Raw genomic sequence first — 20,427 nt, forward strand, 5'->3', positions numbered from 1 at the left:
CGTTGGATACATTTCCTGAAGCTAAGACAGCCATTTCGTACAGCTATATCTTGAGGACACGAATTCTGAGGTCTCCTCAGAATCGTGAGATGTCCGTATCGTTTTGTCGAATGGCTGAACCAAAATCAGCACGTATTTGCAGCTTATAAAGCCAGTTGTGGCTTTGTTTGGGCTTAATTTTTGTTTAAGTCCCGCTAATAATAAATTTGGTAATCAGAATTGGGTCAATATATCGACCGTCTTCTAGCTAAAGCGAACGTTAAATTAGCGAAAGAATATCAAGTGGGAAGTATCGTTATCCCGAAAATTGAAAATATTAGAGAAATCATTCAAACGGAAGTTCAATTTAGAGCAGAAGAAAAGATTCCTGGCTGTACTGAAAAACAAAAAGAATACGCCAAACAATACCGATTCATAACTGGAGCTATGGCAGATTAATAGAAAATATCAAAGCACAGGCAGCTAAAGCTCTAATTGTAACGGAAGAAACTAAACAATCTATTCGTGGTAGTCCTGCTGAACAAGCTAAAGATATTGCGTTAAAAGCATATAGCGAGCGTAAATAATTTTTAACCAATCATTTTGAACCTTGAAAATCAAATATAATTATTGACAAACAAATCGCGCCGTAGGTCATGTTCTAATTGAACCTCTGAACTATGTTAAATGCGGGTTAGTTTTACTGTCGGTAGGCAGAATGCTTTCTGACCCTAGTAGCTGTCCGCCCTGATGCTGCTATCTTTTGATAGGAATAAGGTGCGCCCCCAGCAATAAGTGGTGTAGATATACTACAGCGATCGCTACTGAATCACCTCCGAGCAAGGAGGAATCCATCCTCATTTTTTCTGTTTTTTGACGAACCTAAGCGTGGGCGAAATCCCTAGAAGGTTCGACAAAATGCTACAAGTCTAGCCTGATAAGCTTTTAAGACTTTTGATAAAATAGTTTTTACTGTAATGCAGCAAAAAATAAAGGATTTTTTTTGAGGTTTGTCAAAATTGACCCTGGAAATGAGTCTTAATAACTATTTCAGCTTACAGAGTTTCAACGACCATTTTGCGATGGGTTGGTTTGAAAGGGGTAAAAATTTTACAAGTATATTAGGATGGATTGAAAGGCGCATCGCTTTCGGGATTAAGACGACAAGATTTTGTCACTACCTTCTAGACGACGCTAATTTGGCTCAACAACAAGTAATTAGTCTCCATGACATCAATTTGACTCCAACGACAAATAATTAGTCACTGTACAAATAAGTATCGGGATGAAAGGATTTGAACCTTCGACCTCCGCTTCCCGAAAGCGATGCGCTACCAAGCTGCGCTACATCCCGTTGGTCACAATCATCCTAACATAGCTTTTTAAGAGAGATAATTATTCTGCCAGAAAAGGGCGTGGCTTTTGAAATGCTTCACTAGACTGTGGTGGTTTTTGCTTAAAGTGTTGATAAGCAGTACGAGATATTTCCTGTATCAATGATTCTGCTTGAGGATCGTTATCTGGTCTTTTAACTAAAACAGAAGCAATGTAGCGTTTACCATTGGGTGTATAGATAATACCTGTATCTCCCAAGACTGAAAGAAGAGTACCTGTCTTGTGGGCTATGGCTGCATCCTTGCCTAAACCTTGAGGTAATAGGGTATTTCTTTCTGTTTGTTTCATAATTGCCAAGATGCGATCGCGCGAAGCCAGAGATACTAATTCACCTCGGTCTATTTTCAGCAACAAGTTACTCAAGTCTTCAGGGCTAGTCGTATTTGTACCTTGTTTATCGGGTAAGCGATCGCTGATTTGTGTAGTTGTTAAACCCCAATCGGCAAATCTTTGATTTAAAGCTTTTTTTCCTCCTAAATGTTCGATTAAGATATTAGTGGCAGTATTATCACTCACTGTAATCATGCTGCTAGCAATTTTTAAGGCACTAAATTTTGTTCCTATTGGCTGATATTGCATATAGCCAGAACCGTCAGCAATACTTTCTTTGGTAATGGTAAAAGGCTGATTAAGATTGATTTTACCTGCATCAACATCTTGAAAAAAAGCTACCAATATGGGGATTTTGATTGTACTAGCAGCAGCAAATGTATCTGTTCCTCCCAGATTGACATAGTCCTTACTTTCAATGTCTGCAATCAGAATTCCTGGTTCTAGTTGGGGATATCGATCGGTTAGGATTTGCAGTTGTTTTTGGAGAGGAACTATTTCTTGACCAACAGAAATTACGGAAAACAGGTTTTTTAACTGAGATAATTTTGTTTCTGTGATAGTTTGAGTTATCGAAGAAGTTGGCTTTTTAACGGTAGGATTGGTATTAAAAGAATTAGTCATAGATATAGCAGAACCGAGAATCGTGCTAATGCCTACTGTCAAAATGGTGAGGCGAGACAAAAAAGCTACAGGTGTAGGAATGGTAATTTTAGGGAAAAGATTTAGTTGACGCTGCTTCTTGGTTTGACGGGGCATACAAGCCCTGCCCTTCGAGGGCGGGGTCAGCCCCTCACGTAATTTGCGTCTTTTTGGCACAGAAGATTTTTTGAGAGGTTTTGTTTGAGGATGACGAACTTTTTTGACGGCTGGAATTGTCCCTTTTTCAGAAGAGCGAAGCTGGGAGTTTTCACTGTTAAGACGAGAATCTTGCTTAACAGATGTTTTAGGCTGATGATTATTTTTTTTGGAAGGAAACAAAAGGTTGATTTTGACTTCTCGATTCACGCCTAACTCCTAAATCTGAATAGTGAAACACTTATGGTCGATTCCGATTCATTGCCCAACGAATTTGACGCAGCATTCCTCGCAACATTGATACTTCTTCTAACTTCAAGTAGGAACGATTGTATAAGCGTCGAACCTTTGCCATACGAGTCGCTGCTGTATGGGGATAGAGATAACCAATATCTAACAGTAAAGATTCTAGATTATCGTAGTAAGCTTCTACTGCTTCAACTGGTGCATCCTGTGATGAAACTGAATTGTTATTATTTGTTGGATTCTCTTGTAAGTTAGCATAAGCTGGTGATTTGTCAATATTTTGGCTTAAAAATGCTTGATAGAGTTCATAAGCGCAAATTCCCACCGCTTGGGCTAAATTTAAGGAAGAATAAACAGGATTGGCGGGAATACCAACAAATCGCTGTCCATAATTGAGTTCTTGATTACTTAATCCTCGGTCTTCTGGACCAAAGATGAGAGCAGAGTTAACATTAGGCTCAATCAACCAAGGAAGTGCTTTTCTCGGTGATTCTAAATCTGTGAATAAAGCGCGAGGACGAGCCGTAGTCGTAATTGCTCTTTGGCATTCTTGGAGAGCGATGGGCAAACTATCGACAACTACAATATTATCTAAGATGTCTTGAGCATGAACCGCCATCTGACGGGCTTCTTCTCCTACAGGATTGCATCTTGGATTGACTAACACTAATTGAGTTAATCCCATATTCTTCATCACACGAGCAATTGAGCCAATGTTTAATGCTCCTGCGGGTTCAACTACAACAATTTTAATTTTTTCCATCTATAAACAGAATTCACTGTATTTTCCTAACTAACTAATTTTAGTCTCTGTTACTAGGGTACAGCTTGTCCAAGCACCTTTATCATCAAAGCTACGCATAATTCTTTTACGGCGATTTGGTTCTAATAACCAACCCATTTCTAAAACAAAATGATGACCTAGTTTAGTTTCCAGAGGGCAATTACAAGATGCACCATCGGGTAATAATAAAATTTGTATGGGGAGATTGCTATTTTCAAATAATAAGCGGTTCCCTTCAATTTTGGCTGTAGATGTTATATTGCGATCGCCAAAACTAAGAATTTGTTGGATATAGCGATCGCTGAATTTGGTAATTGTGAGATGAGTCTCAAAGGTATCGGGATTGCGTAAGTCGGCATACATAGTTATCGCTTTCCCTTGCCATTCACCGACAAGATTATCTACCTCTAATGGAGGTCTTTCAGGGGTTTGACTATTGGGTAATTTTTCCCTAATTAAAACTACTTTTTCTAAACTACTAGAGCTATTGTAGAGTTCTACCATCCGTAATCTGCGATCGCCTTCTATGATACCAAATTCAGCACCAAACTGACTGTAAGGACTCCACTGCATACTTCCTTGGCAAAAAGTCCCATCTTCAAAGAATAAAATACTGCGATTGAGAGAAGTAGAATTATAGTTAACTTCAACATCGCGGGTTGGTCGATCTTTAGGCATATAATGGACAACCTGATATACTGCTTGATTATCTTGTCGTCCTTCTAAAGTGACAATGCTAGGGGTATCTTCTGTTTCTTCACCCTTGGCAGACAAGCGAGTAAACGAGCCATGCCATTCACCCAAATTTTTTAAAAAACATTCCCACTGAGAAAGCATCTTAAATTTACTCCTTAATCTTTTTTCCTGTTCTATTATGTTATGGTGATTTGCAAAAGGAAATAGATTAGAGGCAATTGTTCGTTGTTAGATAAGTATCCTCAAGGTTATAACTTTATTCGTTGGAATTGGTTCTGGAGTTTGGACTGATTAGTTGGGACTCCAATGATAATATTTGGGTGAAAAAATTAATTAATTCTTTACGATTTTAATTGTCAAAAATTGAGATAGAAATAACTTTTAACCAGACCACAAAATATTTATGCAAGAATTATCTTAAAATTTCAAGTTGATTATCTGTATTCTTTTTTAATCTCCTTAAGACGTTCTAAAAGCGCGCAAATTGTCCCGTCTTTAATCAAACTAGCCCAGAAACCATCACAGTAACGTTCTGCCCGTAGAAAGTAATCAAGCATAATTTTTATTTCTTTTAATGAGGCATTATTGATAAATTTGCCGTCTTCTAGAATTTTGGAATCGAAACGTTTGGATACAGAAACAAACCAACATGATTTTGATGCTAATCTGAAAAAATGTTCTACTGATTCAGTATAAATAGGATATGGAGCAATCGAAGTACCATCAGGATTTTTGAAATTCCATTTTTCTATCGGTTGAAATTCTGGGACATAAAAAATAGGTAAAAAATCGACTAATTCTTGAATATCATTTGCTGTTATAGTCATTTCAATTAATTTCCTTGCGTTGTTAAACATTGGTAAAAGGAAGAGAAATCATCAAAGTAATCGTGGCAATGAACAAGCGAGCATATTTGACTTTATTTTACTAGATAGCGATCGCTATCTAGACATAAACCAAGAAGTTAAATTCCTCAAGAGACTAATTAAAATAACTATAGTTAAAACAATAAAAGTTCGTTAAGTCCAATTTGGATACCAGAAAAAGCTTGAGGAGTAACTGTACCAGACTGATATTCAGTAACTTGCAAATAATTATCTTGATTCGGTTTGGCATGAACAATTAACTTTTTGTTCTTGAGATCGATTACCCAATATTCAGGTATGCCATTACGAGCATAAGTAATAATTTTCTGCTCTAGATCTTTCTTTAAAGTTTTATTTGATACTTCAAAGGTGCGCGTTCCCTTGCGCCTTACGTCGGCGCGGGGTCGCACCTCAATCAGCCAATAGATATCTTGACCATAAGGATGATGATTACGGTATATAGTTTCTGGTAGACGAACTATAGCTATATCTGGCTCTGGTTCGCTGTTATCTAGAGTGATGGGATGAGCATCTCTAATATGTGCCTTACCAATGAGTAGTTTTCTGAGGTAATCAGCTATGGACTGATTAGTATAACTATGCTCAACACCTTCTGGACTCATCTCGACAATATCTCCTTCCAGAAATTCAACTGGTTTTCCCTCCAACACTCCAGAGTCAATTAGCTCGTGCCACTCGTCCAGTGACCATTTGTAAAGAATTGCTGTCATCTTGTCTCTCCATTATCGAAATCATTAATATCAGCTAAAGAACTGGGAAAACTCACGTTTTCAATCATCTTGGCGAATACACGGTCGTTTTAAACCCCTATTTAAAAGATTTTTGGACGCTTAAAGCTCGGAATCTTCTAAATGATTACACTTTTCATTTAAGCAAAAAAAGCAAGGTTTTAGGATATAAGTAAAATGTAAGTTATTTTCTTTTCTTATGCCCCCAAATGATAAACGCCAAAAACAGTATCAGGATAATCCTTGGTTAAATCTAGAGATATACGTTAAGAATGACCGACCTGAATTGTTACAAGGTTTAGATCAATGGATACAGTTAAATTTAATTAGCGAAGCTCAAGTTAAAAATATCTGTCGTCAACATTTGAGTTGTACTTTACCTGCAAAACAAGTAGTAGAAGCTATTGCAGCTATCCCAGAAAATAGACAATCAATATCTAATGAAAATTCAGAAAAAGTTACTACAAAACCTAATGTTGTTACGCAATTATGGCAAAGTTTTTTAGATGAGTTAAGTATACGCTGGTTACTATTTTTAGGAATATTTTTAGTTGTTGTTTCTTCTGGTGTTTTAGCAGCGAGTCAGTGGAATAATTTCCCTAGATTTGGACAATATTTGATTCTTTTAATTTATAGTTTTAGTTTTTGGGGTATTGGTTTTTGGTCGAGTCAACAAGACAATTTAAAGTTAACTTCTCAAACATTAAAAGCGATCGCAGTTTTACTGGTACCAATCAATTTTTGGGCGATTAATAAGCTTGGTTTGGGCAATAATATCTTAGAATGGCTCACTATAATAGTCGCTTTTATTACTTTAACGGGTACTACCTATCTACAGTTTAAACCTCAAAGACGCAATCAATATTTTTTACCTTTTTTCTTGTTATTTAGCTATTTGCATCTGGCTTGGCAAATTGATGTAATACCCATCATAGCTATCTATAGTGGAATTATTAGTATTAGTTTAATTCACTATTTTGGGTTGCTTTCTCAACAACAATACCCGACAAATAAGTTATTATTTTTATTTACAGCTTGGCTATTATTATTACTTCGAGAATTATTAGGAAATGAAATACTAATACCTAATTACTTGCTAGCGATTGCCTTATTTAGCTGGCTATTAGCAACCATATATTTAACTATAGAAAGAAAAGCAAAGACTCTTGAGCCTGAAGAGAATAAACAGCAAGCAGAGCAAATTACTCCGCTTACAAGCTCTGCCCTTGAAGGGAATAAGTCCCTCACTAATGCTTTTTTGAGTAAAATTTTTCAAATAATTAGTATTATTATCCTGACAGGAACTTGGTTAGGCTCTCTATTAGCAGGACTTTCCCAAGCATTATTTTTCTGGCAAACTGTAGGAATTAGTGCTTTAGCAATTCATTTATTTAGTCAAAGATTAACTCTTTATTGGCGTAAACGGGATTTAACCGCAATCTTTTTGATTGGCTTACAAACTCTCTATATTTCTAAAGAATTAATTCCCCTTAGTTTACGTAGCAACGCACTCGATCTGGGAATTAGAATTAGTCAAACTGAATATTTTCCCGAATCAGTTTTTGGGGTAACTCTCTTTCCTTATGTAATATTGTTTGTTTGGATTGCAACTTGGTTATATCGTCATCAAAAAACCAGCTTGGCTTCCTTTGCCGAAGGTTTAACTTTAATCTTGGGTATTGTCTTAACCTATCTTAGCTTTTCTAATCCCACTTGGCGATCGCTAAATTTACTATTATCTACTATTACTCTCGGTTATGTAGCTTGGATTCGTCAACCCTTGAGAATTTCTCTGATTTACTTGACTCATTTATTGGGATTAGTCAGTCTCACCAATGCAATCTCTGTTATTTTTCCTAATTTGAGTCAAGGCGTTTGGGGAAGTATTTTAACTTTATTGATGGCTGCGGAGTTGGGTATCTATATTAGTTTCGTAAAGCAGCCGAGAATTAAATCTAACTTTCATTATTTATTCCTACTGAAGCAAAGCTGTTGGTATTTTGGTTTATTATTGGGGGCAATTAGTTATAGTTGTTTTTTCTCACAAATCGAAACCAACCCTACTCCTGGTGCATTTTTTTGGGGATTAATATGGTTGATTAATCCTGGTATGCTAACCCTCGTTGCGAAATATACCCGCAAGATACAACAGCGTCGGTTAGCGACTATCCTCAGTTGTACTGCTTTAATTTCGGCTCAATTCTTAGTGATTGGGCAACCTATAACTAGATTTATTAGTTTAGCATTAGCGATCGCTTTAATGTTGGTTAATGCCTTTAATCTGCGTCACACAATCGTAACAGTCATTCATGTAGGTTTTGGTGTAAGTCTGATTGCTAGCGTGCTTTATAGTTATGCTACCGACTGGAATTGGTTAGTTGTGGGCGCAGTCACCATTTTGGGTTTGTATCAGTTTCGTCAATATCTGCAACAGACTTTAGATACTCCTAGATTTTCTTATATTTCTCAACGGATTGGACATGGAATATTGGGAGTGGGAACAGAGCCGATAAATGGGAAATTAATTAGAAAATATATCAAAGCTGCTGACTATTGGGCGATATTTTTAATTTTACTGGAAATACTATTACTGACTATTCTTTCTCTTAGTATTTCTGCGTTTCAAATTCAGACTCAGTACTTACTAACAATAATTTTAGTTGCTACCGCGATTGTACGGCGTTATCGAAAGCAACCTAACAACTTGATTTTATATGCCCTTGTCTGGCTGATTGAATTGTTCGTAGCGGGATTAATCATAACCACAGGTGGTAATTATTTAACTTTAGCCGTTGCTAATATTATTTTAGGCTTAATATCTCTATTCTTGGTGGGTTGGCTAGAAACAACATCTTCATCTTGGGTAAGCTTAAACTTAATGTATATTCCTCTGGTTTATGGCATTTTGGGAATATTTCCACGACTAACATATTTTAATGCTTACACGGGACTATTAACCTTTGGTGCAGCAATTATTTTGATTAACGTTAATTTTGATGAGCCGAGAACCAATCTAATTACTAAATATTTCGCCTTTGCAGGGATATCTATCGGTATTTATGAGTTAGTTATTTATCAGATGCAACTCTCATCAGGGGGTAGTGCTGCGGATGGTTTAACTATTTTAGCATTAGTAGCAGCAGCGATCGCATTTTCTTATCGTTTGGGTGCATGGTGGTATCGCCGAAGACAACAAACAGCTATCTTTGCGCTTAATTTATCCCAAGTTATTATGATTGCTCATATCCACTGGGCAATTAGCAGTATTCTGAAAATTCTTGCTGCGGGTATAGCTATTGAAAGTGCTACCCCCCGTTTAATCTCTATTAGTATTGCTACTAGCTTTTGCCTTGGTGCTTATGCTTTGATTCAAGGTAAAGATCGCGAACCAGAAACTACAACAACGAATACTGCTAATGATTGGTGGGTATATGTGGGGTTGGTGGAAATTGCTGCTACCTTAGTTTACAGTCGCCTAATTATTAGCAAACTGAGCCTATTCGATCCATTGCGGGTTATTTTTACCTGTGTGGTTGCTCTAGCTATCTATCAAATACCCTGGCAAAACTTTGGTTGGCGGGCTACTCCTTGGCGACGCACTGCTTTAATTATTCCCGCGCTGATGGCTGTGGTTACAGCAGAAGATATTTCTTACCTTAGCTTGTTAGCTACTACTATTTTTTATCTCCGTATTGCCTATCACCAAAAAAATCTCCGTTGGAGTTATGTTAGCTTAGGCTTTATTAACTGGGGAATTGTGAGGTTAGTTTGGCAATATAACACTGAATCTATTTGGTTAGCAGGAATTATTAGCTTATCAATTTTGTATATTGCTCAATTCGATCCCGATTTTAAAACCCATCGTCAACAACGCCATTATATTCGTCTTATGGGTTGTATTGTTCTCTGCGTAACTGCTCTTTTTTATCAAGATACAGGAGTTATTCCTAGTTTAATTAGTCTTGGTTTAATCTTTAGTGGTTTAGGCTTAAGAATTCGAGCTTTCTTATTCACAGGTACAATTACGCTAATTTTAACCGTAATCTATCAGTTAATCATTCTCGTTTTCACTTATTCTTTCTTGAAATGGATTGTGGGATTATTAGCAGGAGTATGCCTCATTGTGGTAGCTGCGGGTTTTGAAAAACAACGAAAAAATTTAAGCAATCGCTTGCAAAATTACAGTAACAAATTACACGATTGGCAATAAAAATATCTAAATAATTGTGCTTAATAATTTTGCTTATTTTAACTGTTTTAATCACTATCTTTAAGACTAATAATTACGCAATTAAATACTTAAATAAATACAATTTGTTACATCAATAGTGGTGCATAATTTATTATTCGTAAACTGCCCCTATAATTGGATGCGACAGCCATGAGGTAAGAATTGCCAGTTATGCTTTTTAACGCCCAGAACTCTACGACAACAGAATGGGAACAGTTATCTTGCGATCGTGTAGACATCAAAGATTTGGCTTTGAAATGCTTGGTTTGCGGTCAATTTCATAGTACTGAAGATCACTGGAAGTTTATGGCAGATATGCCCAGTCAGCCTGATGAGCTAATTGATGATTTGATGAGAATGGGTTTATACAACCAGCAAGCACTCGATCTAGCTGACAGTATTAGCAAAGCTGACTTACAGAAGGCTTTATTTCTCAAAATGGCGGGACGGGGTAATCCTAAGCGGGAACGATTAGTCAATGAATTAATTAAGCAAGCAGGAGGTTTAGACGAAGCTTTCGCAGCAGCCTTTGGTCATAAGTCCGAACAATTTTTTAATGACACTCTTAGTAACAGTCGTTTCAGTCGTCGTCGATTTTTACGAAATGTGGCAATAGGTGCTGCTTTAGTTAGTTTGGCAAGTTGTAATAATCAACAAGCTATTGAAGAAGAGCCTGCTGGAACAGGTCCGTTAGAAAAAACTGACCTCAAAGTTGCGTTTCTTCCTATTACCTGTGCTTCACCGATTATTATGTCAGAGCCGTTGGGCTTCTATGAGGATCATGGCTTAAATGTAGAGCTAAAAAAATATTCTAGTTGGTCAGTAGTCCGAGATGATGCAATTGCAGGTGACTTGGATGCTTATCATATGCTCGCACCCATGCCCATCGCTATGAGTTTGGGTTTAGATGCCACTGCTTTTTCTGTGAAGCTTGCCAGTATTGAAAATAATAACGGTCAGGGGATTGCAGTTGCCAACAAACATAAGGGAAAAATTAAAAGTGCTGCGGACTTCAAAGGCTTGACTATTGGCATTCCCTACTACTACTCTAACCATAATCTAATTCTGCGCTATTACTTAGCTGGTGGTGGCTTAAATCCCGATACTGATGTTAAAACCCCTGTCTTACCTCCCCCTGCTGCCATCTCTAAAATGAAAGCTGGCGAAATTGATGCCTTTATTTTGCCCGATAACTTTACTCAAAGAGTGGTCTACGATGATATTGGTTTTATCCACATCTTAACTAAAGATATTTGGCCTGGTCATCCTTGCTGTGCTTTTGCTGCGGGGGATAGTTGGATTAAACAACATCCTAATAGCTTTAGAGCATTAAATAAAGCCATTATTCAGGCTGCTGGCTATGCCCGCAATCTAACCAATCGGATTGAAGTAGCCAGAGCGATCGCTGAAGAAAAATATCTCAATCAACCAATAGATGTCCTAGAATCAGTGATGACTGGTACTTTTAGCGACGGCTTGGGCAATATAAAAACCGTACCAGATCGCATTGATTTCGATCCCTATCCCTGGCAAAGCTTTGCTACCTGGATTACTACTCAGTTAGTACGCTGGGATTACTTACCAGAAGAAAAAGCTGACTACAAAACAATCGGACAACAAATATTTCTGACTGACTTAGCTAGAGAATTAGCCGAGGAGCTTGGCGCAAATCCACCCAAAGCATTGTTGAAAGTCGAAAAACTTCGATTTGACACACTCGACCCTCAACAACCCCAGGCTTATCTTAAAGAACAAATCGATAAGTTTGGCATTTGATCTAGCGATTTAGCAAAATATGCTATCTAGCTAATGCGCGAGAATTGGTATAACAATCAAAAATTTCACCTACAATACCCTAAAGAGTTTAGAGATTTAGATTATGGTAGCGACAACCACTAATAGCGTACCTGTAACCGTACTGACTGGCTATCTCGGTGCAGGAAAAACCACTCTCCTCAATCGCATTCTTACCCACGAACACGGTAAGAAAGTAGCAGTAATCGTTAACGAGTTTGGTGAAGTGGGCATTGATAATCAACTAGTGATTGATGCCGATGAAGAAATCTTTGAGATGAACAACGGCTGTATTTGCTGTACGGTTCGTGGGGATTTGATTCGGATTATCGGTAACTTAATGAAGCGTCGTCATCAATTCGACCATTTGGTGATCGAAACTACTGGGTTAGCCGACCCCGCCCCCGTAATTCAAACTTTCTTTGTTGATGAAGATCTGCGAGACAAGATTGCTTTAGATGCAGTTGTCACCGTAGTTGATGCCAAACATATCCAACAACATTGGTCAGCAGACGAAGCACAGGAACAAATTGCTTTTGCCGATGTGATTCTGCTTAATAAAACCGATCTTGTTAGTCCTGAAGAATTAAATGAATTGGAAAGCAAAATCAAAGGGATGAATGGGATGGCAAAAATCTATCGCACTCAAAATTCTGAATTATCGATGGATGCCTTGTTAGGGGTGGAAGCTTTTAGTTTAGATCGTGCTTTGGAAATCGACCCCGAATTTTTAAATGAAGATGCCCACGAACACGATGAATCGGTTTACTCTTTTGCCATTGTGGAATCTGGAGAACTGGATGGACAAAAACTGAAGAACTGGTTGAGTCAACTATTACAAACCAAAGGTGTGGATATTTTCCGCATGAAAGGCATTTTGAATATTGCTGGGGAAGATGAACGTTTTGTGTTTCAGGGAGTACATATGTTACTTGATGGTAAACCAGACCGCCCTTGGAAAGAAAGCGAAACCCGTAAAAATGAATTAGTGTTTATCGGTCGTAATCTGGATGAAGCCCAACTGAGAGAGGACTTTAAACAATGTCTGGTGTAGGTGCCAAGGGCAAAGTATTATTCAAACCACAGTGGCGGGGTAATCTTGCGGAATACGTTACCCAAGTAGCTTGGTCGCCCGATGGTCTTTTAGCTGCTAGTTCGGCTGCGGGGGAAGTGGTTTTATGGCAAAATGGCAGTCTTGTTTTTTTATTACCTGCGGGGTTAGCATCGATAGACTGTCTCGCTTTTTCCGCCGATGGCAAGTTTTTAGCTGCTGGGGGACAGGATGGTAAAGTCAGAGTTTGGTCTATCCTTAATTCCCCCCTTTCTCAAGGGGGGTTAGGGGGGATCTATACCTTGGATAATGCACCTCAATGGGTAGATAAACTGAGTTGGAGTCCTACTTGTAACCAATTAGCCTTTAGTTTGGGGCGTTATGTTCAAATTTGGGATGCTGATACCCAAACAGTAATTACTACTTTGCCCTTTACTAACTCCTCTATTTTAGATTTAGCTTGGCGACCAAATGGCGAAAATTTGGCGATCGCTGGAAAGGGTGCGGTCAAAGTTTGGAATGCTCATAATTGGAGTGATGACCCTTATCTAATCGATACACCTTCAGCTAGTCTGGTTATTGCTTGGTCTAGTGATAGCAAATATATTGCTTCTGGTAGTTTAGAAAATATCATCACCGTTTCCAAATACGGCGTACCTACTCCTTGGGTGATGCGGGGATTTCCAGGTAAGATTTCTCATCTAACTTGGTCGCAACCTTTGCCCAATAATGCACCTCTACTGGCAGTTTCTAGCAGATCGGGAATTGCTGTCTGGAAAAAAGAAGCTCAAGATCGAGATGGTTGGAATGCTCGCGTTTTAAATTTACACGATAGTAAGGTTCGCGCTTTAGCCTTTCACCCTCATAGTTTATTACTTGCTTCTGCTGCCGATGATGGTTGCTTGTGTTTATGGCTCAAAGCCAAACAAGTAGGACAAATTTTAAAAGGTGCGCGTGATGGTTTTTCTTGTTTAACTTGGGATAGAGAGGGTAAGCATTTGGCTGCTGGAGGTCACAATGGGGAGCTGATTATTTGGTCAGAATCTATGCGTGGTCAAGGTTTTGGTTGATTTTAAGATTTAAGATTGCGATTTGGATTACTTATTGTCACTTGAACCATAAATTGTCGTAAGTGGAAGCATAAGCTGTCCCGACTCGTCTTAGTTTAATATTTACTCAAGAATTGACGGATGATGTGGTTACAGAGGGATAGACTGATTTCTTCGAGTAGCCAAAAATCTAGCTCCTTAACTGTACCTTTTCTGTTTAGTAAATTAGAAAGCTTATTTTTCAAACCCCAAGCTATATTAGTTAAATTATACTGGTTCACAATTAATGTTAGTACTTATTTTTAGCTAGCTCAAATTCAATTATTTTTAGTGCTGAGTGCGCTGACTGTTGGCTTCTGCTCGTATTTTTTCCGACGCGATGCTCCTTGCTTTTCGACAGCTTTTCGTGTTGGTTTCTGCCAGATTTGATGCAGATGAGTCAAAAATTTGCGTTCTTTCTCAGTCAAATCAGGATGCCAACAGTCAACAATCAATACAACCCTTCTTTTATCGCCATTGTGTTGTACTTCATGTTCAAACGAATCATCTAAAATCAAACATTCTCCTCGTCGCCAGGTACGCCATTCATGTCCCGCTCTAATCCTGGCACCTTCTGCTTCTTCTATAGTTAGGTGATAACGATGTTTTAGGTTAGATGGACCGCAATGACTACTGATATGGGTATCTGGATAAACAATTGAAAAATAAACTCCACCGTCAACACCTTGTAGAAGGGGACATTGTTCTACCAATGCCCAAGTTTGGGGACAACGAGAGATATTTTCTGGGACTGTTTTAGACGAGCGTCTTAGGGGGAATGTGTTCCAAACACCCTCATCAACCAAACTTTGAGAAGGAGTTGGTACTTCAGGCGGAGCGCAAAGGGAAAATTCCGAGGCAATAACGGTAAAATTATCTTCTAGGAATTTAGAAATTCGATTTGGTTCGCCAAACCCAGAAGCACTAAGAGGAGGAGCGTAAAAGGCATAAGGGCGTTGCTCGGCTTTGATAAATCGAGCTTTAAAGTTTCGCACCATCTTGAGCCAAAGCAGGGGTTCAGAAACCAGACATAATGGAAAATTCCCTGCATATGAACGGAGAATAGGATGGAGTTCGGGATCTCGACTAACCTTAAACAAGTATTGAATAAGGCGGTAAAAGCTAACTATACGTGCTATTTTTCCCTGGAATTTTTTGATTAATGTCTTCATAAGTTGACTAGCTCTTATTTATTAATCAACTGTAATTAGTTAGCAAACTGCCAACTTTGGTATCAGTTTATAGTAATAGCTAATTCTTAACAAATTTGAGTAAATAATTGGGAAATAGAATAAGCGATCCCCACTCTTGCTAGAGAAATCAAATTAATAATACTTTTATATTTTCGATAATTAAAAATATCAGTATCCTCGCGATCGTGGTCACTTTTTCTTTACATTTGCCTAGTATGATTAATACTTAACTTGATGTTGATACTCTCGCTTAAACAATTAGTTAATATGTCAAAATAACTACTAAAGTAGCTAGATAAGATGCTAAAACATAAGTATAAGCAAGCTAAAAATAAAGCCACACAAATTAGCGATATTTGCCAATATTATCTTTATGACTTATTTAAACGTGAAGATTTATTTAAATCTGTAGAAAAATATTGTATGTTTGTCGGTTACACTAGAAGCGGACATAGCTTAGTTGGTTCGTTACTAGATGCCCATCCCAATATAATTATTGGACACGAACTTAATGCCCTTAAACTTTTCGAGCAAGGGGTTAATTGCCAAAAAATCTACTATTTATTGCTGCAAAATTCGCGACGAAAAGCAAATGTAGGGCGAAAAGAAACTGGTTATTCTTATCAAGTTTCCCATCAATCTCAGGGAAAATTTCAAACTATAAAAGTTATTGGTGATAAAAGAGGAAGTGCAACTAACTTGATTATTCGCACTAATCCTAAAATTCTAAATGTTTTACCAGATAGACTTGATGTTCCGATTAAATTTATCCACGTAGTTAGAAATCCCTATGACAATATTACTACTATGATTGCCCGAAAAAAAGCTGATTTGGAATATGGGATAAATTCATACTTTACTAAGTGTAAAACGGTTGCTTACTTAAAAACACAAATAGAGCCACAAGATATTTTAGATATTCGACAAGAATCGTTAATTGACGATCCAAAAGCTATTTTAAGTCAACTTTGTGGGTTTCTAGACGTTGAGATAAATCAAAAATATCTAGATGATTGTGCCAGTATTGTTTTTAAATCACCCAAGAAAACTCGATTTACTTATCAGTGGGACGAGCGAGCGATCGATTTGGTCAAAAGTCAAATAGATCAATACAATTTCTTGCAGGGATATTCTTACGATGATTAATCTTTCTCCATTTTCGTTCTTATCAAGTATTGCCGAAACTGAATCGACTGATATTAATAATCCTTTAAATAAAACCAAAATATTTCTTCAGAAGCAGATACCTGTTTCTCTACTCAATTTATACAGAGCATATACTTACAATCTTTCTGTAGGGTGTCATCAAAAACCATTAAGCATCGTACGAAAACTAATAACTACAACTCAAAAAATACTTAACAACAGAAAAAAAATCCTATTTTATCCAGATTTTCCTTATCGAAAAGCTACATTTTATCAAATTTGCCTTTTTTTAGGATATGACGTTACCAATAATCCTGAAGAGAAATTTGATTTAGCAATTAAATGGCAAAGATATAAAACCTTTTTTTCTGAAGAATTAATTTTATCTAGATTGTCAAAACAAAATCTTGATGTCATCAATTTTCACTGTAAAGATGTTAGTAAGTCATTAACTAATCAATTATTTGACGAAGCTTTTGGCTATAGTATTACTGTAAATCCACTAACATATACAGGAAAGTGTGTAGTTAAATCTAATTTAAATGCCCAACACGATGGCAGAATAATTTCTTGTCCTACGGATAAAACAGAATCAGGGGTTGTCTATCAAAAACTCGTTGATAATGAAATAGAAGAGGATAAAGTTCTTGACTATAGAGTTCCTATATTTCAACAAAAAATTCCTTGTGTTTATATATATATCAAAAAAAATCAAACAGAAACACAACGTTTTTTTGGTTATCCCAGCTTAATCTCAGTTCGGGTAGTCGAAGCCAAAGAAATATTTAACGAAGATGAAATTAGTAAGATTTTAAGTGTTTGCCAAAAATTAGGTTTAGACTACGGCGAATTAGATGTATTAAGAGATAAAACAGATCGACGAATATACATTGTTGATGCCAACAATACTCCCTCATCAAGATTGTTATTTGAACCGCTTGTTTTCCCTCCCGAAAAATGTATTCTCGAACCACAAGATCGCGTCTTTGCTCTCCAAAAAATGGCTGAGGCTTTTAAACAAGAGTTTTTCAATATAGAGAAATAAATAAATAGTTTTAGAACTAAATAAATGGACATTTCACTAATTAAATGGAAAACTAAACAACAGCTTAAAAAACTACTAATACCAGAAAAAATTAAAGTATTTTTTCTGCATATTCCCAAATCAGGAGGAACTTCTATTGATAAAGCGATCTTGAAACATTATCTACATAGTTATAGTAGAATTGAAGCTTCTCCTTCTCATCAAACAGCCAAGATGCTTTATGGCATCGATATCGAAAAAGGTGAAACTAACAAGCTGTTGCAATTTCGAGAACAGCTTGTTATTTATGAAATGTTCAGAGGAACTCAATATATCTCAGGTCATGTATCTTATAATTCTCAAACTTGGGAAAAGTTTCATCAGCAATATATTTATATAACTTGTTTAAGACATCCTGTAAAAAGATATATATCCAATTATTTTTATAATGCCTTTAAACAAAGCGATCATTTTAAAATCAAAGAAGATTTACCAACTTTTTTAAATACGCCCCTGGGAAAGGAAAGTGGTTTTGAATATATAAGATATTTTGGCGGCATATCAGAAAAAGCTAATTATGATTATACGTCTTCAGTTGCAATTGCTAGTGCCAAAGATAATCTCGATAAATTGGCGATAGTAGGCTTTTTAGAGAATTTAAAAGATTTTATCTTTCAGTTCAAACAGCAGACAGGAACAAAATTAAAAATAACCCATAGGCGGAAAAATCCCGTAAATAATCCTCATGTTGATGAGGAAACAATGAAAAAAATCGAAATAATTTGCGCTCCCGATTTAGAGCTTTATGAATACGCCAAACAGAAGTTTGGGGTCAATTGTTGAATTAATACTTGATACAGGCATTTTACAGGTTGATAAATAAAGGTAGAGTATTAATATTAATATGAAGAGTTGAATTTTTCTTCTTGACAGATTAGTACAACGACAGTTACTTGGATTGTTCTCACTGTTTCTGAATAGCGATCGCTATTTTCAATAAAGCGATCGCTTATTATTAACGAGCTAACAGCTAATGGCTTTAAGCTATTTAATCAAGAACTTCACCACATTGCCAGTGGATCGCAGTGTGGTGATAAAGATATAAAGAACGGGTACAACAGATTACAGGAGAGAGTCAGATGCCACTTCAAGGAACTTCCCCAAAAACGAATTACCAAGTTATCGTCATTGGTGCGGTTGCAGCAGGTTTAGCAGCAGCGAGATTATTGCAAGATGCTGGCTATGAGGTGCTGATTTTGGAAGCCCGCGATCGCTTAGGCGGACGGATAAACACCGATCTCAGCTTTACATCTCATCCAGTTGAACTGGGTGCAGAGTTCATTCACGGTGAAAATGTCATTACCTGGGACTGGGTGAAACGGTATAAACTAAAAACCCTCCTTGAGGATTATTGCAAGTATTAAAATATTTGCTAAAGACAGACAAATCATGAACTAGCAACAACATTTTTAATGAGTGTTAATTGCTATATTTTGACTTTAAAAATATCGTGCTAATGGTGGACAGTAATTTGCCTTTACCTATGGCTTATGGTTTTAGGCGATGTCCTCTAGCAAAGATAAAGCTGTTTGAGGTTTCCAGTCGAGTTGTTGTCTAGCTTTATTAGCCGAAATTTGATTATTAATTGAGAAAAAAGCTGCAATTTCAACTCCCCATTTAGCGATCGCTTCATGAGAGTCAATTCCCTTGGTTTTGTAACCCAATACAATTAGGGTCGAGCAGTGTATAGTGTAGCTGGGTCATACCCCTTTCAGGAACTACTAGGTGTTTTATGATAGAAAAATGCAAAATCTTACTCTAACCCGACCCGACGACTGGCATTTGCATCTACGGGACGGCGAGGCACTGAAGGCAGTTCTGCCCCATACGGTACATCAGTTTGCCCGCGCCATCATCATGCCAAATTTAAAGCCTCCAATACGCTCAGTAGCTGATGCTGCTGCCTATCGCGAGCGCATCATCGCAGCAATTCCGACTGGCAAACAGTTTGAGTCACTGATGACACTCTATCTCACCGACAACACCAGCCCCGAAGAAATTATCTCCGCCAAAGCATCCCAGTTTGTCAAAGCGATAAAATACTATCCAGCGGGTGCCACCACCAATTCAGACTTTGGTGTGACTGACATTCGTAAGTGCGATCGCGTCTTGGAAATGATGGAGCAGGTAGACATACCTTTATTACTGCACGGGGAAGTCACAGACCGAGATGTTGATGTTTTTGACCGCGAGAAGGTGTTTATTGAGAAACATTTGATCCCCCTTAAGGAGCGATTTTCCAACCTGCGGGTGGTACTCGAACATATTACCACCTCCGATGCCGTGCAGTTTGTCCTAGCGACCAACAAGATCGCTGCAACCATCACGCCTCAACATCTATTGTTTAGCCGTAATATTATATTCCAAGGTGGTATTCGTCCCCATTTTTATTGTTTACCAATTTTGAAACGAGAAAAGCATCGCCTGGCACTTTTACAAGCAGCAACATCTGGCAATCCCAAGTTTTTTCTAGGCACCGATAGCGCCCCCCATACCCGCAATAGCAAAGAAAGTTCCTGTGGCTGTGCGGGTTGTTATTCCGCTTTGCACGCCATGGAGTTATACGCATCAGCTTTTGAGAGTGCTAATTCACTTGATAAACTTGAAGCTTTTGCCAGTTTCTATGGACCAGATTTTTATCAACTCCCCCGTAATACCGAACAGATTACTTTGACTAAAACAACCTGGCGTATTCCCGATGAAGTTCCATTTCTTGAATCTGGACTCGTTCCCTTATGTGCGGGTCAAGAGATGAGGTGGCAAATGGCTTGACAATACCACTACGGGAATTCTGGAAGAGCCTATCAAATTTAAAATTATGCGTGCTAAATTTCCCTTGAGGTCGATCATCTTCAGGGGTAAGTAATTAGCGGGACTTAAACAAAAACTAAGCCCAAATGAACCCTAAACTAGCTTTGTAAGCAGTAAAAACGTCTAAATTATGATTGAGCCACTGGACAAAACGATAAGACATAGCTGTACGAAATGCCGACCATT

17 protein-coding genes, 1 tRNA gene and 1 pseudogene are annotated in these 20,427 nt (G+C 37.6%); 10 read left to right on the forward strand and 9 right to left on the reverse strand.

The genetic code is table 11. The annotated features are described in order from the left end of the window. Positions 1-213: 213 nt before the first annotated feature. Positions 214-566 (forward strand): annotated as a pseudogene (gene cas12k, locus H1P_RS39400) (type V CRISPR-associated protein Cas12k); the annotation flags it as partial. A gap of 693 nt (positions 567-1,259) precedes the next feature. Here the strand turns inward: cas12k and H1P_RS17675 are convergent. The 6 genes from H1P_RS17675 to H1P_RS17700 form a co-directional block, all read right to left on the reverse strand. Next, positions 1,260-1,333, reverse strand: a tRNA-Pro gene (locus H1P_RS17675). Positions 1,334-1,374: 41 nt separating this feature from the next. Beyond that, positions 1,375-2,712, reverse strand: coding sequence for a serine hydrolase (locus tag H1P_RS17680; protein ID WP_246141780.1), 1,338 nt, complete (start codon positions 2,710-2,712; stop codon positions 1,375-1,377). A gap of 31 nt (positions 2,713-2,743) precedes the next feature. Continuing rightward, positions 2,744-3,511 (reverse strand): RNA methyltransferase, encoded by a 768-nt coding sequence (locus tag H1P_RS17685; protein WP_144869763.1) that lies wholly within the window; start codon positions 3,509-3,511, stop codon positions 2,744-2,746. 30 nt (positions 3,512-3,541) lie between these two features. Further along, positions 3,542-4,369: a DUF3598 family protein gene (locus tag H1P_RS17690; RefSeq protein WP_144869765.1), complete on the reverse strand. Its 828-nt coding sequence runs from the start codon at positions 4,367-4,369 to the stop codon at positions 3,542-3,544. 293 nt (positions 4,370-4,662) lie between these two features. Then, the gene (locus H1P_RS17695) at positions 4,663-5,055 is read right to left on the reverse strand and encodes a DUF6508 domain-containing protein (protein ID WP_144869767.1); all 393 of its coding nucleotides are present in this window, start codon (positions 5,053-5,055) and stop codon (positions 4,663-4,665) included. A 173-nt stretch (positions 5,056-5,228) separates the two neighbouring features. Beyond that, entirely contained in the window at positions 5,229-5,825 is a 597-nt protein-coding gene (locus H1P_RS17700) for a Uma2 family endonuclease (RefSeq protein ID WP_144869769.1), read from the reverse strand. Between the two features lie 217 nt (positions 5,826-6,042). Between H1P_RS17700 and H1P_RS17705 the strand changes: the two genes are divergently transcribed. The 4 genes from H1P_RS17705 (at position 6,043) to H1P_RS17720 (ending at position 13,989) form a co-directional block, all read left to right on the forward strand. After that, positions 6,043-10,053: a hypothetical protein gene (locus H1P_RS17705; protein ID WP_144869771.1), complete on the forward strand. Its 4,011-nt coding sequence runs from the start codon at positions 6,043-6,045 to the stop codon at positions 10,051-10,053. A 192-nt stretch (positions 10,054-10,245) separates the two neighbouring features. Further along, positions 10,246-11,850, forward strand: coding sequence for an ABC transporter substrate-binding protein (locus H1P_RS17710; protein ID WP_144869773.1), 1,605 nt, complete (start codon positions 10,246-10,248; stop codon positions 11,848-11,850). Positions 11,851-11,953: 103 nt separating this feature from the next. After that, a complete protein-coding gene (locus H1P_RS17715; RefSeq protein ID WP_186376014.1) occupies positions 11,954-12,922 on the forward strand; it encodes a CobW family GTP-binding protein in 969 nt (322 codons plus the stop codon). Then, positions 12,910-13,989, forward strand: a complete 1,080-nt coding sequence (locus tag H1P_RS17720) for a WD40 repeat domain-containing protein (RefSeq protein WP_144869777.1) — start codon at positions 12,910-12,912, stop codon at positions 13,987-13,989. The genes H1P_RS17715 and H1P_RS17720 overlap by 13 nt, the downstream gene beginning before the upstream one ends. 95 nt (positions 13,990-14,084) lie before the next feature. On the opposite strand, the gene H1P_RS36210 is transcribed toward H1P_RS17720, so the two are convergent. Together H1P_RS36210 and H1P_RS17725 are read right to left on the reverse strand one after the other, a co-directional pair. Further along, the gene (locus tag H1P_RS36210) at positions 14,085-14,249 is read right to left on the reverse strand and encodes a hypothetical protein (RefSeq protein ID WP_186376015.1); all 165 of its coding nucleotides are present in this window, start codon (positions 14,247-14,249) and stop codon (positions 14,085-14,087) included. Between the two features lie 36 nt (positions 14,250-14,285). Beyond that, positions 14,286-15,179: an aspartyl/asparaginyl beta-hydroxylase domain-containing protein gene (locus H1P_RS17725; protein WP_144869779.1), complete on the reverse strand. Its 894-nt coding sequence runs from the start codon at positions 15,177-15,179 to the stop codon at positions 14,286-14,288. A 321-nt stretch (positions 15,180-15,500) separates the two neighbouring features. Between H1P_RS17725 and H1P_RS17730 the strand changes: the two genes are divergently transcribed. The 4 genes from H1P_RS17730 to H1P_RS17745 all read left to right on the forward strand — a co-directional run bounded on the left by H1P_RS17730 (position 15,501) and on the right by H1P_RS17745 (position 18,794). After that, the gene (locus tag H1P_RS17730; protein WP_144869781.1) at positions 15,501-16,346 is read left to right on the forward strand and encodes a sulfotransferase family protein; all 846 of its coding nucleotides are present in this window, start codon (positions 15,501-15,503) and stop codon (positions 16,344-16,346) included. Further along, positions 16,339-17,391 (forward strand): hypothetical protein, encoded by a 1,053-nt coding sequence (locus H1P_RS17735; protein WP_144869783.1) that lies wholly within the window; start codon positions 16,339-16,341, stop codon positions 17,389-17,391. Before H1P_RS17730 ends, H1P_RS17735 begins: the two co-directional genes overlap by 8 nt. A 24-nt stretch (positions 17,392-17,415) precedes the next feature. After that, on the forward strand, positions 17,416-18,213 hold the full coding sequence (locus H1P_RS17740) for a sulfotransferase family 2 domain-containing protein (RefSeq protein ID WP_144869785.1): 798 nt from the start codon (positions 17,416-17,418) through the stop codon (positions 18,211-18,213). A gap of 296 nt (positions 18,214-18,509) precedes the next feature. Continuing rightward, entirely contained in the window at positions 18,510-18,794 is a 285-nt protein-coding gene (locus tag H1P_RS17745) for an FAD-dependent oxidoreductase (RefSeq protein WP_144869787.1), read from the forward strand. Positions 18,795-18,926: 132 nt separating this feature from the next. Here H1P_RS17745 and H1P_RS36215 read toward each other — a convergent pair whose 3' ends face one another. Continuing rightward, entirely contained in the window at positions 18,927-19,094 is a 168-nt protein-coding gene (locus tag H1P_RS36215) for a hypothetical protein (protein WP_186376016.1), read from the reverse strand. Positions 19,095-19,173: 79 nt separating this feature from the next. On the opposite strand from H1P_RS36215, the gene pyrC reads away from it, so the two are divergent. Next, positions 19,174-20,202, forward strand: coding sequence for a dihydroorotase (gene pyrC / locus H1P_RS17750; protein WP_144869789.1), 1,029 nt, complete (start codon positions 19,174-19,176; stop codon positions 20,200-20,202). Positions 20,203-20,427 lie beyond the last annotated feature (225 nt).

Origin of the sequence: Hyella patelloides LEGE 07179 (genome assembly GCF_900659865.1) — a bacterium.
In the GTDB taxonomy this organism is placed as follows: domain Bacteria; phylum Cyanobacteriota; class Cyanobacteriia; order Cyanobacteriales; family Xenococcaceae; genus Hyella; species Hyella patelloides.

What these genes read in the sequence shown, in the direction of transcription:
- H1P_RS17685 (WP_144869763.1), bottom strand. Translation starts at nt 3,511, where the DNA reads ATGGAAAAAATTAAAATTGTTGTAGTTGAACCCGCAGGAGCATTAAAC.
- H1P_RS17690 (WP_144869765.1), bottom strand. Translation starts at nt 4,369, where the DNA reads ATGCTTTCTCAGTGGGAATGTTTTTTAAAAAATTTGGGTGAATGGCAT.
- H1P_RS17695 (WP_144869767.1), bottom strand. Translation starts at nt 5,055, where the DNA reads ATGACTATAACAGCAAATGATATTCAAGAATTAGTCGATTTTTTACCT.
- H1P_RS17700 (WP_144869769.1), bottom strand. Translation starts at nt 5,825, where the DNA reads ATGACAGCAATTCTTTACAAATGGTCACTGGACGAGTGGCACGAGCTA.
- H1P_RS17705 (WP_144869771.1), top strand. Translation starts at nt 6,043, where the DNA reads ATGCCCCCAAATGATAAACGCCAAAAACAGTATCAGGATAATCCTTGG.
- H1P_RS17710 (WP_144869773.1), top strand. Translation starts at nt 10,246, where the DNA reads ATGCTTTTTAACGCCCAGAACTCTACGACAACAGAATGGGAACAGTTA.
- H1P_RS17715 (WP_186376014.1), top strand. Translation starts at nt 11,954, where the DNA reads ATGGTAGCGACAACCACTAATAGCGTACCTGTAACCGTACTGACTGGC.
- H1P_RS17720 (WP_144869777.1), top strand. Translation starts at nt 12,910, where the DNA reads ATGTCTGGTGTAGGTGCCAAGGGCAAAGTATTATTCAAACCACAGTGG.
- H1P_RS17725 (WP_144869779.1), bottom strand. Translation starts at nt 15,179, where the DNA reads ATGAAGACATTAATCAAAAAATTCCAGGGAAAAATAGCACGTATAGTT.
- H1P_RS17730 (WP_144869781.1), top strand. Translation starts at nt 15,501, where the DNA reads ATGCTAAAACATAAGTATAAGCAAGCTAAAAATAAAGCCACACAAATT.
- H1P_RS17735 (WP_144869783.1), top strand. Translation starts at nt 16,339, where the DNA reads ATGATTAATCTTTCTCCATTTTCGTTCTTATCAAGTATTGCCGAAACT.
- H1P_RS17740 (WP_144869785.1), top strand. Translation starts at nt 17,416, where the DNA reads ATGGACATTTCACTAATTAAATGGAAAACTAAACAACAGCTTAAAAAA.
- H1P_RS17745 (WP_144869787.1), top strand. Translation starts at nt 18,510, where the DNA reads ATGCCACTTCAAGGAACTTCCCCAAAAACGAATTACCAAGTTATCGTC.
- pyrC (WP_144869789.1), top strand. Translation starts at nt 19,174, where the DNA reads ATGCAAAATCTTACTCTAACCCGACCCGACGACTGGCATTTGCATCTA.